The 15,807-nt window shown below is 74.9% G+C and carries 13 protein-coding genes; 5 read left to right on the top strand and 8 right to left on the bottom strand.

Going from position 1 to position 15,807, the window contains the following annotated elements; translation table 11 throughout:
• The gene (locus F8568_RS06365; protein WP_151592391.1) at nucleotides 1-2,034 is read right to left on the bottom strand and encodes an APC family permease; all 2,034 of its coding nucleotides are present in this window, start codon (nucleotides 2,032-2,034) and stop codon (nucleotides 1-3) included.
• A 223-nt stretch (nucleotides 2,035-2,257) separates the two neighbouring features.
• Here F8568_RS06365 and F8568_RS06370 point away from each other — a divergent pair, with 223 nt between their 5' ends.
• Nucleotides 2,258-2,923 (top strand): potassium channel family protein, encoded by a 666-nt coding sequence (locus F8568_RS06370; RefSeq protein ID WP_151592393.1) that lies wholly within the window; start codon nucleotides 2,258-2,260, stop codon nucleotides 2,921-2,923.
• Nucleotides 2,923-3,582 carry a potassium channel family protein gene (locus tag F8568_RS06375; RefSeq protein WP_151592395.1) on the top strand — a complete coding sequence of 220 codons (660 nt, stop codon included), beginning with the start codon at nucleotides 2,923-2,925 and terminating at the stop codon, nucleotides 3,580-3,582. The genes F8568_RS06370 and F8568_RS06375 overlap by 1 nt, the downstream gene beginning before the upstream one ends.
• Before the next feature lie 59 nt (nucleotides 3,583-3,641).
• Here F8568_RS06375 and F8568_RS06380 read toward each other — a convergent pair whose 3' ends face one another.
• The 7 genes from F8568_RS06380 to dut all read right to left on the bottom strand — a co-directional run bounded on the left by F8568_RS06380 (nucleotide 3,642) and on the right by dut (nucleotide 13,115).
• A complete protein-coding gene (locus tag F8568_RS06380) occupies nucleotides 3,642-4,406 on the bottom strand; it encodes a DUF3159 domain-containing protein (protein ID WP_328600751.1) in 765 nt (254 codons plus the stop codon).
• Between the two features lie 58 nt (nucleotides 4,407-4,464).
• Complete coding sequence (locus tag F8568_RS06385) at nucleotides 4,465-4,887, bottom strand: OB-fold nucleic acid binding domain-containing protein (protein ID WP_151592397.1); 423 nt, start codon at nucleotides 4,885-4,887, stop codon at nucleotides 4,465-4,467.
• Between the two features lie 140 nt (nucleotides 4,888-5,027).
• Nucleotides 5,028-6,383 carry an FtsX-like permease family protein gene (locus tag F8568_RS06390; protein WP_151592399.1) on the bottom strand — a complete coding sequence of 452 codons (1,356 nt, stop codon included), beginning with the start codon at nucleotides 6,381-6,383 and terminating at the stop codon, nucleotides 5,028-5,030.
• A 1-nt stretch (nucleotide 6,384) separates the two neighbouring features.
• Nucleotides 6,385-7,197, bottom strand: coding sequence for an ABC transporter ATP-binding protein (locus F8568_RS06395; RefSeq protein WP_151592401.1), 813 nt, complete (start codon nucleotides 7,195-7,197; stop codon nucleotides 6,385-6,387).
• Between the two features lie 174 nt (nucleotides 7,198-7,371).
• On the bottom strand, nucleotides 7,372-11,523 hold the full coding sequence (locus F8568_RS06400) for a HEAT repeat domain-containing protein (RefSeq protein WP_151592403.1): 4,152 nt from the start codon (nucleotides 11,521-11,523) through the stop codon (nucleotides 7,372-7,374).
• A gap of 253 nt (nucleotides 11,524-11,776) precedes the next feature.
• Nucleotides 11,777-12,604: a DUF3710 domain-containing protein gene (locus tag F8568_RS06405; RefSeq protein WP_151592405.1), complete on the bottom strand. Its 828-nt coding sequence runs from the start codon at nucleotides 12,602-12,604 to the stop codon at nucleotides 11,777-11,779.
• Between the two features lie 37 nt (nucleotides 12,605-12,641).
• Nucleotides 12,642-13,115, bottom strand: coding sequence for a dUTP diphosphatase (gene dut, locus F8568_RS06410; RefSeq protein WP_151592771.1), 474 nt, complete (start codon nucleotides 13,113-13,115; stop codon nucleotides 12,642-12,644).
• Nucleotides 13,116-13,332: 217 nt separating this feature from the next.
• Between dut and F8568_RS06415 the strand changes: the two genes are divergently transcribed.
• The 3 genes from F8568_RS06415 (at nucleotide 13,333) to F8568_RS06425 (ending at nucleotide 15,781) form a co-directional block, all read left to right on the top strand.
• A complete protein-coding gene (locus F8568_RS06415; RefSeq protein WP_202124644.1) occupies nucleotides 13,333-13,632 on the top strand; it encodes a DUF6412 domain-containing protein in 300 nt (99 codons plus the stop codon).
• 46 nt (nucleotides 13,633-13,678) lie between these two features.
• Complete coding sequence (locus F8568_RS06420; protein ID WP_151592407.1) at nucleotides 13,679-14,386, top strand: YidC/Oxa1 family membrane protein insertase; 708 nt, start codon at nucleotides 13,679-13,681, stop codon at nucleotides 14,384-14,386.
• A 108-nt stretch (nucleotides 14,387-14,494) separates the two neighbouring features.
• A complete protein-coding gene (locus F8568_RS06425) occupies nucleotides 14,495-15,781 on the top strand; it encodes a cytochrome P450 (protein WP_151592409.1) in 1,287 nt (428 codons plus the stop codon).
• The last annotated feature ends 26 nt before the right edge of the window (nucleotides 15,782-15,807 follow it).

Raw genomic sequence — 15,807 nt, forward strand, 5'->3', positions numbered from 1 at the left:
TTACTCACGGTCCGAAACACTACCGCCGGACGGCCGCGCTTCGACCCGCGGCGGCCGCCGGGACGCGCCCGGTCCCGGCGGCTCCAGCCGGCCCTTCAGCCGGTCGGAGGAGTGCAGCTGCCAGGCGACGCTGGTGACCATGACGCCGGGCTGGAACAGCAGCCGGCCCTTCAGCCGCAGCGCGCTCTGGTTGTGCAGCAGCTGCTCCCACCAGTGGCCGACGACGTACTCGGGGATGAACACGGTGACGACGTCGCGGGGGCTGCGCCGCCGGACGCTCTTGACGTAGGCGAGAACGGGCCGGGTGATCTCCCGGTACGGGGAGTCGAGGATCTTCAGCGGGACCGGCATGTCCAGGGCGTCCCACTCCTGCTGGAGCCGGGCGGACTCCTCGGCGTCCACCGCGACCGTGACGGCCTCCAGTGAGGACGGGCGGGTCGCGCGGGCGTACGCCAGCGCCCGCAGCGTCGGCTTGTGGATCTTGGAGACCAGGACGATGGCGTGGTTGCGGGCGGGCAGCGCCACGTCCTCGCCGGAGGGCACCAGCTCCTCGGCGACCCGGTCGTAGTGCCGGCGGATCGCCCGCATCAGCAGGAACAGCAGCGGCATCGCGATGCAGACGATGTAGGCGCCGAGCAGGAACTTGGTGAGCAGCACGACGACGAGGACGATGCCGGTGAGGGTGGCGCCGAACGCGTTGATGGTGCGGGAGGTGCCCATCCGGCGCCGCTGCGCCGGGTCGGTCTCGGTGGCGAGCAGCCGGTTCCAGTGCCGGACCATGCCGACCTGGCTGACGGTGAACGAGACGAACACGCCGACGGTGTACAGCGGGATCAGCCGGCTGACGGACGCGTCGTAGGCGTAGATCAGCAGGCCGGCCATGGTGGCGAGGATGATGATGCCGTTGCTGAACGCGAGCCGGTCGCCGCGGGTGTGCAGCTGGCGGGGCAGGTAGCGGTTCTGCGCGAGCACCGACGCCAGCACCGGGAACCCGTTGAAGGCGGTGTTGGCGGCGAGGAACAGGATCAGCGCGGTCATGGTGGTGACCAGCCCGAACCCGACCTCGAAGTTGCTGAACACGGTGTGCGCGACCTGCGCGATCACCGGGTCGGCGTCGGTGACCTCCTTGCCGGTCGCCGGGTTGATCAGGTGGCTGCCCTGGTCCGGGGAGGCGAACTTGGCGTGCGTGATGTAGGCGAACGCGGTCACCCCGCCGAACATCGTCATCGCGACGATCCCGAGCGCCAGCAGCGTCTTGGCGGCGTTCTCGCCCTTGGGCTTGCGGAACGCGGGCACGCCGTTGCTGATCGCCTCGACGCCGGTCAGCGCGGCACAGCCGGACGAGAAGGCTCTGAGCAGCAGGAACACCAGCGCGAACCCGGCGACGCCGGTCTCGTCCCCATGGATCTGGTAGTGCGCGGTCTCCGCGTCCAGGTGCGTGCCGAGCACCAGCCGGCCGAGGCCCCACAGCAGCATGACGACGATGGAGAACATGAACAGGTAGGTCGGGATCGCGAAGGCGACCCCGGCCTCCTTGAGGCCGCGCAGGTTCCCGATGGTGAGCAGCACGACGATGCCGATGGCGACGGCCACCTCGTGCGGCTGCATGAACTTCAGCAGGGCGCCGAGGTTCTCCACCCCGGACGACACCGAGACCGCGACGGTCATGACGTAGTCGACGAGCAGGGCGCTGGCGACGACCACGCCCCAGTTCCCGCCGAGGTTGGTGGTGGCGACCTCGAAGTCGCCGCCGCCGCTCTGGTAGGCGCGGACGTTCTGCCGGTACGACGCGACGACGGTCAGCAGGATCACCACCACGGCGGCGGCGACCCAGGGGGTGTAGTGGTAGGTCACGAGACCCGCGGCTGCGAGCGCGAGCAGGATCTCCTGGGGGGCGTACGCCACGGAGGACAGGGCGTCGCTGGCGAAGATCGGCAATGCGACCCTCTTCTTCAGCAGCTGTTCGTGCTGCTGGGCGCTGCTGAGGGCGCGGCCCAGGATGAGCCGCTTCGCAAGGTCCGGAACCTTTGACACGGAAGGAGAGCCTAGCCCGTCCGCCAGGTGGCCCTTCGCGGCCCCTCGTCCGGGCGGCCGGGTAGTGCTCGCCTGGGCGGATGTGTAGTTTTGCAGCCCGGCAGGGATCATTCAGAGAAGCGATCCTCGGGTGCAGCACGGCGTCGGCGGACCGGCGGCGGATGCCGTGCACGGCGCGGGGGGTACAGGGGGGACGTCCCCCTGGACGGAAGAAGGAACGGCCGTGCATATCGTGATCATGGGCTGCGGGCGGGTCGGGTCGACGCTCGCCCACATCCTCGAGGACAAGGGCCATACCGTGGCCATCATCGACCAGAGCCCGGAGGCGTTCCGCCGGCTGCGCAGCGGCTTCAAGGGCCGGCGCATCACCGGGTTCGGGTTCGACCGCGATGTGATCGTCGAGGCGGGCATCGAGAGCGCGGACGCGTTCGTGGCCGTCAGCAGCGGCGACAACTCCAACATCATCTCGGCGCGGGTGGCCCGCGAGACGTTCGGCGTCGACAACGTGGTGGCCCGGATCTACGACCCCCGCCGCGCCGAGGTGTACCAGCGGCTCGGCATCCCCACGGTGGCGACGGTCCGCTGGACGGCCGACCAGATCCTGCGCCGGCTGCTGCCCGAGGGCGCGGAGCCGCTGTGGCGCGACCCGACCGGCGCGGTGCTGCTCGCGGAGCTGGACTCCGGGCACCTGTGGGTCGGCGAGAAGGTCGGCGCGCTGGAGGAGCACGCGGACTGCCGGGTGGCGTTCCTGTCCCGGATGGGCGAGGCGCTCGTCCCGGAGCGCAACACGGTGATCCAGGACGGCGACATCGTGCACATCATCGCGCGCGCCGACGAGGTCGAGCGGATCAACGCCGCCGTCGCGGCGCGGAACGAGGAGGGCGCCTGATGCGGGTCGCGATCGCCGGGGCCGGCGCGGTGGGCCGCTCCATCGCCCAGGAGCTGCTGGAGAACGGCCACGAGGTGCTCCTGATCGACAAGAGCCCGAAGGCCATCAAGGTGGAGATGGTGCCGCGCGCGGAGTGGCTGCTCGCCGACGCGTGCGAGATCTCCGCGCTGGACGACGCGGCGCTGGAGCGCTGCCAGGTGGTGGTCGCCTCGTCCGGCGACGACAAGGTCAACCTGGTGGTGTCGCTGCTCGCCAAGACCGAGTACGGGGTGCCGCGGGTGGTGGCGCGGATCAACCACCCGAACAACGAGTGGCTGTTCAACGAGTCGTGGGGGGTGGACGTCGCGGTGTCCACGCCGCGGCTGCTGTCGGCGCTGGTGGAGGAGGCCGTCAGCGTCGGCGACCTGGTCCGGTTGATGACGTTCCGGCAGGGCGAGGCGAACCTGGTGGAGCTGACGCTGCCGGACAACGCGCCGCTCGGCGGCGAGCGGGTCGGGTCGGTGAGCTGGCCGCGCGACACGGCACTGGTGGCGATCCTGCGGGAGGGCCGGGTGCTGGTGCCGACGCCGGACGACACCCTGGAGCCGGGCGACGAGCTGCTGTTCGTCGCGAGCCAGGACGTGGAGGACGAGCTGGCGGAGCTGCTCGGCGGCCGGTAGGGCGCGGGCATGCGGGGGCGGGCCGGGCGGCAGGCCCCCGCACCCGCGTTCAGGCGGGGTCAGGCGCGGCCGGGTCCGCCGTCGCCGTCGGCGGGCAGCGGGGTGCGGCCGCGGGCGAGCAGCCACACCATGGTGGCGAGCGCGGCGACCTGCAGCGGCCAGCCCATCACGATCTTGGCGGGGCCGAGCAGCCCGCTCTGGTCGCCGGACGCGAGGTAGATCGGGTACTGGACGGCGACCCGCAGCGCGCACGGCAGCACCAGCAGCCAGGTCAGCCGGGAGCAGAGCTTCACGATGCCGGGGTCGGACCGCCAGGCGGTCGGGTCGCCGGTGACGGAGCCGATGATGAAGCCGACGAGCGGCCAGCGCACCGCGATCGAGAAGATCATCGCGGCGGCGTAGCCGGCGTTCAGCATGATGCCGGGCAGGAACGCGTCCTCGGCCTTGCCGGAGCGCAGCGCGAAGAACGCCGCGATCGCGATGCCGACGAGGCTGTTCAGCACGAACTGGACGCTGGTGCGCTGCGCGATCCGGAGCACGAGCAGCACCACCGCCGCGCCGATCCCGACGCCGACGGACAGCTTGATGTCCTTGGATGCCACGTAGGTCGCGGTGAAGCCGAGGGTGGGGACGGCGGCCTCGATCATGCCGCGGACGCCGCCGAGCGCCTTGCTGAGCTGGGCGCGGACGGCCGCCTCGACGGTGTCGTGGGCGTCACCGGTGCCGACGCGCGCGGGCGCCGGGCCTCCGGGCGCGGTGTCCCCGGGCGCCGCCGCGGTGGCGCCTGTGGAGGCCGCCGTCTCTGTCGCTTCCCGTTCGCTCACATCGCACTCCAGGCCGTATCGCCGCGGGGACGCTCCCCCGGCGCCGCGGCGGGCGGGATCAGGAACCGCCGCGCAGTTCGTACCGCGGGTTGAACATGACCTTGCGCCCGTCCTGCACGCTGACCAGGCCCTCGGCGCGCAGCCGGCGGCCCGGGTCGATGCCGGCGATCCGCCGCCGGCCGAGCCAGACCAGGTTGATCACGTCGGTGCCGTCGTAGAGCTCGGCCTCCAGCGCGGGAGCGCCGCCCCGGGGCCGGAGGGTCACCGTACGCAGCGTACCCGCCACGCAGTGCCGCTTGCGCGCCGAACATGCGGTGATGGGGGTGGCGCCCTCGTCGCCGCTCGTCTTCTGCAGCTCCTCGGCTTCGAGTTCGGCCTTGCTCGACGCCATGCGCCGCAGGAAGCGCCGCAGGCCGCCCTTGCCCCGTTCCGGCGGAGCCGGGTCGGGCTCCGGGGAAGTGCGGGGCGAAACCTCGTCCATAAGTGAAAGCGTATGGCATCACGGTGCGAATCGGGCCCCCGCGTGCGGCGGGGGGGGCCGCGGGGGGGGGGGCGGGGGGGGGGGGGGGCGCGCGCGGCCCCCCCCCCCCCCCCCCCCCCCCCCACGGGGATGGGGCCCGGTCAGGTGGTGACGGCGGCCACCGCGGGGGTGCGCAAGGTCCGGCGGGCGGCGGCCAGGGCCGTGCCCGCGGTCAGGGCGGCGGCCAGGGCGACCACCCCGGCGTAGAGCCAGACGCTTCCGTCCGGGGCGGCCGAGCCCTTGCGGGCCACGGCGAACGGGATGACCGTGAAGAGCGAGGCGACCGTCCCGCAGGCCGCGCCGACCACCGTCAGCACCGCCGACTCCAGCGCCACCGTGCCGAGCACCTGGGCCGGGGTCGCGCCCGCCAGCCGGGCCTGGCCGAACTCGCGGCGCCGGTGCACGGTCGCCGCGACCAGCGTGTTCACCAGCATGATCGCGGCGAACAGCACCACCATCCCGATGACCACGAGATTCAGCGTCTCGACCCCCTTCTGGTCGGCGGTCGCGGCGACGCCCGACCGGGCCGTCACCGCGTTCTCGGTGGCCTGCAGGAACAGCGTCCCGACGGCGATGCCGGTGAACAGGATGACCGGGGTCACCGCGGACGCCATCGCGCCCGTCCGGCGGCGCAGGTTCGTCACCGCGAGGTCGCCGGCGACGCCGAACGCGCGCACCGGCCCGGCCAGCAGCGCCGTCGCCCGCCGGACGATCACCGGGGCGAGCAGCGCCAGCCCGATCGCGGCGAAGATGTCGGCCTGCCCGGACGTCGCCATGACGTCGGTGCCCTTGCCGCGCATCATGGTCATCGTCACGACCGCCTCGTCCACCGCGAGGAACAGGAACACCCCGGCGAAGATCGCGCGCCTGCGTCCGAGCCGGCCCGGCTCCGCGGCCGCCGCCATCAGCGACTCGGTGACCCGGACGCGGGCGGCGCGGCGCGCGGTGATCAGCGCGGCGACCGTCGCGGACGCGAACGTCACGCCGAGGCCGGTGCCGAGCGCGAACGTCCCGAACGCGTAGGACACCTCGCCGGGGACCTGGTGGGTGCCGTGCAGCAGCGCGAGCAGCCCCCGCCCGCCGAGCGTGCCGGGGACGGCGCCGAGCGCCGCCGCGAGCACGGCGAGGGCCGCCGCCTCGCCGGCGATCATCCGGGTGAGCTGCGCCGGCGTCGCGCCGACGCTCTTCAGCAGCGCCATCTCCGCCGCGCGCTGCCGGACCGACAGGGTGAGCGTGGAGGTGACCGCGAAGACCACCAGCAGCAGCCCCCAGCCGCCGACCACCATCGCCATCGTGACCAGCGTGGACCGGGCCTGCCCGGTCGCCCCGCTCGCCTCGGCCGTGTCGAACATCGACGCGAACGCCATGATGATCGCCGAACCGAGGAACATCGACAGGAAGCTCGCCGTGAACGCGCCCGCGCGCTTGCGCAGGGACCGCAGTGCCAGCGCGACCATCTCACACCCCCGCCTGCGTGCGGCCCGCGGCCCGCTGCCGCTCGACCTCGTCGGCCAGGTGCGTCATCCGCGCGGCGACGGCCTCGGCGGTCGGCGCGGTCTGGTAGCCGACGATCTTCCCGTCCGCCAGGAACAGCACCGCGTCGGCGTGCGCGGCGGCGACCGGGTCGTGCGTCACCATCACCACCGTCCGCCCGTACACGCGGACGGCCTCCTGCAGCAACCCGAGGACGTCGCGCGCGCTGCGGCTGTCGAGCGCGCCGGTCGGCTCGTCGCCGAACAGGATCCGCGGCTCGGTCACCAGCGCCCGCGCGATCGCGACGCGCTGCTGCTGCCCGCCCGACAGCTCCGCCGGCAGGTGCCCGAGCCGGTCGCCGAGCCCGACCCGGGCGAGGACGTCCCGGGCCCGGGCCTTGTCGGCGCGGCGGCCCGCGAGCTTGAGCGGCAGCGTCACGTTCTGCATGACGGTCAGCGTCGGCAGCAGGTTGAACTGCTGGAACACGAACCCGATCCGCTCCCGGCGGAACCGCGTCAGCGCCGCCTCACCGTCGCCGGACAGCTCGGCGCCGTCCACCAGGACCCGCCCGGCGCTCGGCCGGTCGAGGCCCGCCGCGCACTGCAGCAGCGTGCTCTTGCCCGACCCGGACGGGCCCATCACCGCGGTGAACGACCCGGCGGGCAGCGACAGCGACACGCCGTCGAGCGCCACCACCCGGTTGTCCCGCGCGCCGTACACCTTCCGGACGTCCTCGAGCCGGAGCGCCTCGCCGGCGGACGGGGCCGTCCCCGCCGGGCGCGCCTTGTGTCCGAACATCGCCTTCACCTCTCCGCCCGGCGCCCCCTCGTGGAGCGCCTCCGGAGACGAAGCTACGGACGGCGGAGGCGGCGGAGGATGGGTCCAGCACGCCGATCGGGGTAGGCAAAACCCCACCTCGGGACGGTGCCCGCGCCGATCGTCCAGGGGCGGGCCCTCGATGCCCGGGGTCGATCACGCCTCCGAAGCGTTGATCTCGGCCAGCGGGCCGGTGTACCGGGACCGGTGGTCGGGCCGGGCGCGCCCCGCGGCGTGCCGCAGCGCCGGGACGGCCGCCGCGCCGAACCGGACGAGCCCCTCGGACGCGGCCCGCCGGACCTGCGGGCGCGGGTGGGCGAGCAGGCCGACCAGGCCCGGGATCGCGGGCGTCCAGCCGGCGTGGCTCAGCGTCTTGATCGCCGAGCGGACGACGTCGGGCTCGAGGTCGCCGAGCAGCCGCACGGTCTGGTCCAGGTACGCGGCGCGGCTCAGCACGCGGCGCGCCACCCGGTGCGCGTGCAGCCGCACCTTCGTGTCGCGGTGGCCGATCAGCTCGGCGAGCAGGTCCTCCAGGCCGTCCGCGCGGCGGTCGGCGAGGAGCGCGAGCGCGCGCCGCGCCTCCTTCGCCCCGCCCTCCCGCGCCTGCCGGAACAGCAGCTCCGTCGAGGGCTCCGTCGCGGCGGGCGGCGCGTGCTCGCGCATCGCCGCGAGGGCGGCCGCGTCGCGTGCGGCGGCGCCGGGCGGCCGGAGCGGGCCGTCCACCAGGACGAGCCGGTCCGCGAGGTCGTCGCGGCCCGCGTCGCGCAGGCGCCGCCGTGCCCGCTCCAGCGGCGCGGTCCGGGCCAGCCGGCTGCCGGCGACGAGGTCGAGCAGGCCCCACGCGCCGTCCGCCAGCCGCTCGGCGATCCGCGCGGCGACGGCGTCGGCGGACGCCTGCCGCAGCACCCGGCCGGCGGCGTCGTCCCCGCCCTCCCAGCGCGACACGAGCGCGGGGACGAACCGGTCGAGGTCGGCACCGTAGAGATGGCCCGCCAGCTGGACGAACCGGTCGCCGTCCGGCACCTCGGGCGCCTCCAGCAGGACGCGCGCCAGCTCCCGGGTGGCGGTCAGCCCGTCGCGGCCGTCGAGGAAGGCGCGCAGGACGGCGAGCCGTCCCTCGGGTTCGGGCCGGTCGAGCAGCACCCGGGCGGCCTTCGCCCGCCGGCCGGCCGGGCCGGCGTCCAGCATGGCCATCAGGCGGCGCCGCTGCGCCACGGACGGCGGCTGGTCGAGGTCTCCGGTGCGCCGCGTCCTCGCCTCGGGCTCCTCGCGGCGCTCCGCCAGCGTCCACGGCGGGGCGCCGAGCGGCTGCAGCGCCTCCATCCAGTCGAGCAGGAGGGGCCGCGCTTCGTCGGGGGCGTCGAGGTAGGCCCGGATCAGCGCGTCGAGTGTCTTCCGGGACGGGCCGCGCAGCTCGTCGCGGAGCCGCCGCAGTTCCTCCGGCTCGCGGACCGCGCCCCTGATCGCCTCGTGTATCGCGGTCGCGGGGTCCGCCGCGTCCTGCGCGAACGCCTCCCGCAGGACGGCCTCCTCGTCCGCCGCCGGATCGGGGGCGCGGCGCGCGGCGGCGAGCGCGCGCTCGAGATCGCCGCGCGTGACGACCGCGCCGCACAGGCCCAGCAGGGTGATCGACACGGTGCTCGGCGGCAGCGCCCGCACCCGCTCGGCGATCTGGAACCTCTCCCCCGCGCCGAGCCGGGGCACCGCCTCCTTCGCCAGTTCGAGGAGCGGGCCGCCGTGGCGCTCCGCGCCCGCGACCAGCGCCTCGACGAGGAGCGCGGCGGATCGCGCGAACAACTCCAGTTCCGTCGGCGTGCGCGGCGGGCCGCAGACGGCTGCGGCGAGGTGCAGCGCGCGCGGGTCCGATGCGGCGAGGTCGAGCCATCGGGGCAGCAGCGGACGCAGCGACGCGAGAGCCGCCGCCGTGCCGTGCGCTTGCGCATCGAGGAGGCGGCGCGCGGTCTCGACGTCCCAGCCGTGCTCGGCCAGCTCGCGGACAGCGTCGGCGGCCTGCTCCTCCGGCGTCCGCCGCTCGCCGGCCGTCCCGGCGTCCCGTCCGGGGCGGCGCGGCGGGGCGCCGGGGGCGAGCGCGGGCAGCGCGGCGCGCAGGAGGGCGCGGGTGCGGTCATCGTCCGCCTGGTCCGCCGCAGCGAGGACGACGGCGCCGGACGCGTCCCCGAGAACGGTGCGCAGCGCCTTGACGAGGTCCTCGCGCAGGCCGGGGTTGTCGTGATGGCCCAGCCAGAACAGCGCCTTGGGGACCGCCGCGGGCGCGCCCGCCGCCGCGAGAGCCGCCGCCGCGGCCTTCTTGACGCTCATCTCGCGATGGTCGAGGCACGCCGCGATCGCCGGTGCCGCCCAGGTCGCCCGGGCCTCGGCCAGGGCGAGCAGCGCCTGCCGGACGGTCGCCGGGTCGTCCGCCGAGACGAGCGGGACCAGGCTCGCCGACAGCACCCGGGCGCCCTCCGCGTCCGTGGTGAACAGCGCGGTCGCGCGGCCCCGGACGTGCCCGTCGCGGTGCCGGAGCAGCCGGTGGACGCGCGCCCTGGTCCGCCGGTACGGGGCGCCGCGCAGCACGGTGAGCAGGAGCGCCTGCTCGGCCGGGACGAGCCCGGGCCGGTCGAGGAGATCGAGGACCGTGCTCGCGAGCACGGCGTTCCCGGCCGCGTCCGGGTCTTCGGCGTCCAGCAGGCAGCGCGGCCGGATCGCGCCGCGCCGGTGGAGCCGCGCGCCGAGGTCGCGGACGGCGTCCAGGACCTCGTCCGGCACGGCCGGTTCGGGTCCAGGGCCGCCGGGCGTCCACGCCTCGGCCAGGCCGGACACGACGCGCAGCAGCAGGTCGGCGGCGGCGGGCAGGGTGGTGGCGTCGCCGTTGCGGGCGAGCCGGGCGAGCGCTTCGGCGGGGTCGCGGGGGTCGGGGGCCGCGCGCAGGACCGCCAGCTCGCGCGGGTCGGGGCCGCCGAGGTCGTCGGCGACGCGGCGCGGCGGGTCGCGGGGGTCGAGCCGGTCGAGCAGGGTCCGGCGCCGCTGCGGATCGCGGTCGAGGTGCCAGAGCAGTCCCAGCGCCCGGCGCCGGAACGGGGCCAGGTGCGGGGCGACGCCGCTCGCCTCCGGATCGTCCGCGTCCAGGCCGAGCCCGGTCCACAGGGCGGCGGCCGTCCGGGGGCCGCCGACGGCTTCGAGCGCGTCGAGCGCCTCGCGGGGCGCGTCCGGCAGCAGCGCGAGCACGGTCTCCTCCGCCGCCGGATCGCGCAGGTCGCGCAGCGCGCGCAGGAAGGGCCGGGGGTCGGCGGCCTCGCGCGCGAGGCGGGCGACCTCGCCGGCCACGCCGAGACCGGGGGCGCCCTGCGCGTCGAGCGCGACGAGCAGGTCGAGGCGGCGGGGCCACGAGGCGGCGTCCGGCCCGGGGCGGGCCAGCTCCCGCAGCGCCTCGTGCCGGCACGAGTACAGGACCACCGCGATCTCGCCGGCGGGCGTGCTCTGGTCCGCGAGCGCGAGCCCGACGATCGCGGGGACGTGGCGCGCGGCGGGGAAGTGGCCGCGCCGGTGCAGGCCGCGCAGGCACGCGGCGGCGGGCCCGGCGAGCAGCGGCGGGTCCTCGGCGGCGGCGCCGAGCAGGCCGCCGATGTCGTCGCGGCCCGCGAGGTCGCCGAGCAGTTCGAGCGCCCGCCGCCGCACCGCCGGGGCCCGGGACGGGTCGGCGGCGACGTCGAGCAGCAGGTCCCGGTGCCCGTGCCGGGCGGCGACCTCGATCGCGGCGCCGTCCCGCCCGGCGCCGAGGAGGCGCCGCACCCGCTCGTGCGGCAGCGGGTCCAGCGCCGCCCACGGTTCGGCCAGTTCGCGCAGCGCGGCGGGGACGTCGCCGGCGAGTCCCGCCATGGTCTCCCGGACGGCGCGGGGCGGCAGCAGCGCCGCGTCCAGCGCCTCCCGCGCGACCCGGACGGCCTCGGCGCGCAGCACGGCGTCGTGGCCTTCCGCGAGGGCGCGGACGAGCGCCCCGGGGTCGTCGGCGTCGGTCGCGCGAAGGGCGCGGACCGCCTGGTAGAGCGGCTCGCCCGGCGGTTCGGCGCGGACGTCCGTGCGGCCCGCGGCGATCTCGGCGCTCAGCCACGCGACGCGGACCGCCGCGGGCAGCCCCGCGGACCGCCAGTCCGGCCAGGACCGGACGTGCCCGCGCAGGTGCAGGCGCGCCAGCGCGAGCGCCGCCTCGGGCGGCCCGTCCAGCGCGGGCGGTCCATCCGGCGCGGCGGGCACGGTCCCGGCGTCGAGGAGGCCGGCGGAACGGGCGGGTTCCGGCACCGAAGTCATGGCGGCGATCTTAGGAGGAGCTTCGGCGCCGCCGCGGCGCTGGCTCAGTGCCGGGCGTTGGGCCGCTTGCCCTTGTTGTGCTTGCTCCGCTTGCGGGCTCTGCGCTTCCGCGTTCTCTTCGACATGCCCCGATTGACCACCCGGCGGGCGCCGGACGCAAGGCACCCGGCGCACCCGGGAACGCAGAAACCCGCCGGCCGTGCGACCGAAAAGCGGCGCACGGCCCGGCGGGCGGTGTCGGCGTAGGGCCGGGTCAGCGGACCTCGGTGATCTCGGGACCGCGCTCGAACGGGTTGAAGGTCTCCTCGCCGCCCTGCTCCTCGCCGTTCTCCCCGGCCTCGCTGAACTCCTTGGGGATCCGCAGCTCGAGCAGGTCGCGGGGCGGCATCGGCGCGTCGCCGCGCACGACGACGACGCCGCGCAGCACGTCCTCGAGGACCTGCCACTGCTCCTCGTCCTCGATCGCGGCGCCCTGCACCACGGCCTGCAGGAACCAGCGCGGGCCGTCGACACCGAGGAAGCGGATGATCTGCGGCGCCCAGCCCTGGTCGACGAACTCCTGCGGGATCTGCTCGCGGACCTCCTGCGGCATCTCCGCGAGGACCTCCTCGGTCAGCGCTGCGGGGATCATCGCCAGCAGCTCGGGACCGAACGGCCCCTCGCCCTCCTGGGTCTGCCCCTGCGCCTCCTCCTCGATGTCCTTGGCGGTCTCGCGGCGCACGTCGTCCCAGATGCCGCTGCGCTTGGGCGCGGCGAACACCTGGAGCTGCATGGCGCTCTCCTCGTACTGGACGAGCACCGCGACGGGCCGGCCGTCGAGGGGGTTGCCCTCCTCGTCCACCTGGGTCGCCTCGAAGTTCACCTGGAAGCCGAGCCCGGGCGCGATCGGGACCTGCATCGAGCCGAAGTCCAGGCGCTGCAGCTCGGGGAAGGAGTCCTCGGAGTCCCAGGGCCCGCCCTCGGCCTTGGCGGCATTGGCGGGAGCCTCCTCGGCGGCCTCGTCAACGGCCTCCGCCGGTTCCTCGGTCGCCTCGGGACCCTTCTCGGGCTCCTCGGCCTGCCGGCGACGTCCAAAAGCCACGACTCACGCTCCTTCTCGACTGTGCTCGTTACCAGTGTCACCCATGGCCGGGAGCCTCCGGCCCGCCGAAGCCGCCCGTGGAGCCGAATCCGCCGGTTCCGCGGGCCGATCCGGGAAGGTCGGCGACCTCGTGGAACACAGCCTGCTCCACCCGCTGCACGACCATCTGCGCGATGCGGTCGCCGCGCCGCAGCCGCACGGTGGCGCGGCGGTCGGTGTTCAGCAGGGTCACCCTGATCTCACCCCGATAGCCGGCGTCGACCGTACCGGGTGCGTTGACTATGGTCACCCCCAACCTAGCGCCCAAACCGGACCTGGGGTGAATGAAAGCGGCGTAGCCGTCGGGCAGCGCGATCGCCATGCCGGTGGGCACGACGGCGCGCTCCCCGGGCGGCAGCTCGACGTCCTCGGCGGCGACCAGATCGGCGCCGGCGTCGCCCGCGTGCGCGTACTGCGGCAGGGGCAGGTCGGGGTCCAGCCGCTTGATCAGCACATCGACCTTGGCCAACAGGGTCCACCTCGCGTTCGGGAGCGTTCCGGCGGTCCCGCCGAGAAGCCACACGACAATACCGGGTGCGGAGGCGGCGGGCCGCTTGTGCGGCGCCCTCGCGTCCGGCTTCCGCGCGCGACCCTATCCGGTTCCGGGCCGGAACCCGGCCGCCGATGGCGTACCGGCGGGAATCGGTGGGACACTGTGGATCGTCCGTGTCGTCAGGAAGGTCCGTTCGGTGTTCTGGTCGCTGGTGGTCGCCGCGCTGCTGCGGGTGCTCGCCGTGACCGAGTGGGCCGGGACGGCGCCGGGCCAGCCCGTCCTGCTGGCGCTGGCGACGGCCACCGTGGCGGGCCTGGTGGTCCTGGCCGTGGTGCGCGTGCGCGCGGCGGGGGCGGGCCATCGGTCCGCACCGGCACGGGTGCGGACGACCTTGCGGGACCGGACGCTGCGGACCGCCTTCCTCCCGCAGCGCGACCCGGACGCGGCGGGGCGCCCCCGTCCCAGGGCACCGGGAGCGGAGATCGCGGCCGCCTGAGCGCGGTCGGCACGCCCTCGATCTCCTGCTACCCGGAAGGCTGTCCATGTCCCTGTTCGACGTTCCCGTTTCGCTCGCATACGCCCTGGTCAAGGGCCTGGCCGACGGCATCGGCCCGGTCGCCGGCCCGGTGGCGGCGGCCACCGCGATCATCCTGTTCACGCTCCTGGTCCGGCTGGCGATGCTGCCGCTCGCCGTCTCGGCCGCCCGCGGCGAGCGGGCCCGGGCGCGCCTGCTGCCCCGGGTCCAGGCCCTGCAGAGGAAGCATGCACGCAACCCGGAGCGGCTCAAGCGCGAGACGGCCGCGCTGTACGAGGCGGAGGGCACGACGCCGCTGACGGGGTGCCTGCCGATGTTCGCGCAGTGGCCGGCGTTCATGGTGATGTACCGGCTGTTCCGGTCGGCGACGGTGGCGGGGCACCAGAACCTCTTGCTCGCGCACACGTTGCTGGGGGCGCCGCTGGGGCAGAACTGGATCGGGCTGGTCGGCGGCGGGCTCCTCGCGCCGCCGTCGCTGGTGTTCCTCGGCCTGTTCGCGCTGCTCATGGCGCTGGCGGTGTGGTCGTCGCGGCGGGCGGCGCGGACGGCCCCCGCCGGTGCGGCGGGCGTGCTGGCCCGGGTGGCGCCGTTCGGGACGGTGGTCTTCGCCGCGTTCGTGCCGCTGGCCGCCGGGCTGTACCTGCTGGCGTCCGGCACGTGGACGGCGGTGGAGCGCGCGGTGCTGCACCGGCGGATCGTGGCGCCGGCCGGCTGACCGGCCGGGGGTCCGAATCGCGGGCTTCGCCTTGACGGCCCCGCTGGACGCCGGTTCGATGGAAACCGAACCTGATTCTGGACGCGACGCGCAGGGCGGTGAGCGGGCGTGACGACCGCGGCACGGAACGAGATCGACGGCGACCTGTCCACGCTGGAGTTCTGGGCCCTGCCCCAGGAGCGGCGGCTGGCCGCCTTCGCCCGGCTGCGCGAGCTGGACCATCCGGCGTTCTTCCGGGAGCTGAAGCTGCCGTTCGTCAAGAGCGGCGCCGGGTTCTACGCGCTGGCCAGGCACGCCGACGTGGTCGAGGCGAGCCGGTCGCCGCAGATCTTCAGCAGCGAGCCGTGCTCCAACAGCATCGCCGACCTGCCCCGGTTCCTGGCCCGCTACTTCGGCTCGATGATCAACATGGACGACCCGCGGCACGCCAAGATCCGCCGGATCGTGTCGCGGGCGTTCACCCCGCGCGTCCTGGAGAAGATGGAGGACGACCTCCAGCGCAGCGCGACCCGGATCGTCGACGACCTGATCGCCAACGGCCCGGCCGACTTCGTCACCGACGTCGCGGCGCGGCTCCCGCTCCAGGTCATCTGCGACATGATGGGCATCCCGGAGCACCTCCGCCCGATGGTGTACGAGCGGACGAACCTGATCCTCGGCCTCGGCGACCCCGAGTACACCGGCGGCAAGGACTACACCCGCGACGGCATCACCCGCATGGGCGCCCTGTACGGGCTGCTCAAGGTGCTGGCGGCCGGCTACGAGCTCAACCACCTGGCGATGAAGCTCGCCCGGCGGCGCCGCAGGGATCCCGGCGACGACCTGGTGTCGGCGCTGGTCTCGGCGAACGTGGACGGCGAGTCGCTGACCGACCAGGAGATCGGCTCGTTCTTCATCCTGCTCGTGGTCGCCGGCAACGAGACGACCCGCAACGCGATGTCGCACGGGCTGAAGCTGCTCACCGACAACCCCGAGCAGCGCGCCCTGCTGCTGGAGGACTTCGACGCCCGCATCCCCGGCGCCGTCGAGGAGATCGTCCGGCTGGCGACGCCGGTCATCCAGTTCCGCCGGACGCTGACCCGCGACCACGAGATGAACGGCCACCAGTACAAGGCGGGCGACAAGGTCCTGCTCTTCTACAACTCCGCCAACCGGGACGAGACCGTCTTCAAGGACCCGGACGCGTTCGACATCACCCGCTCGCCGAACCCGCACGTCGGGTTCGGCGGCCCCGGGCCGCACTTCTGCCTCGGCGCGAACCTCGCCCGCCGCGAGATCACGGTGATGTACCGGGAGCTGTTCACCCGCGTCCCGCGGATCCGCGCGACCGGTGAGCCCGACCGGCTGTTCTCCAGCTTCATCAACGGGATCAAGCACCTGCCCTGCGCGTTCTGACCCCCCTCTGGGCTGACGGAGGTGCC

This window comes from Actinomadura physcomitrii (assembly GCF_008923205.2).
In the GTDB taxonomy this organism is placed as follows: Bacteria; Actinomycetota; Actinomycetes; order Streptosporangiales; family Streptosporangiaceae; genus Spirillospora; species Spirillospora physcomitrii.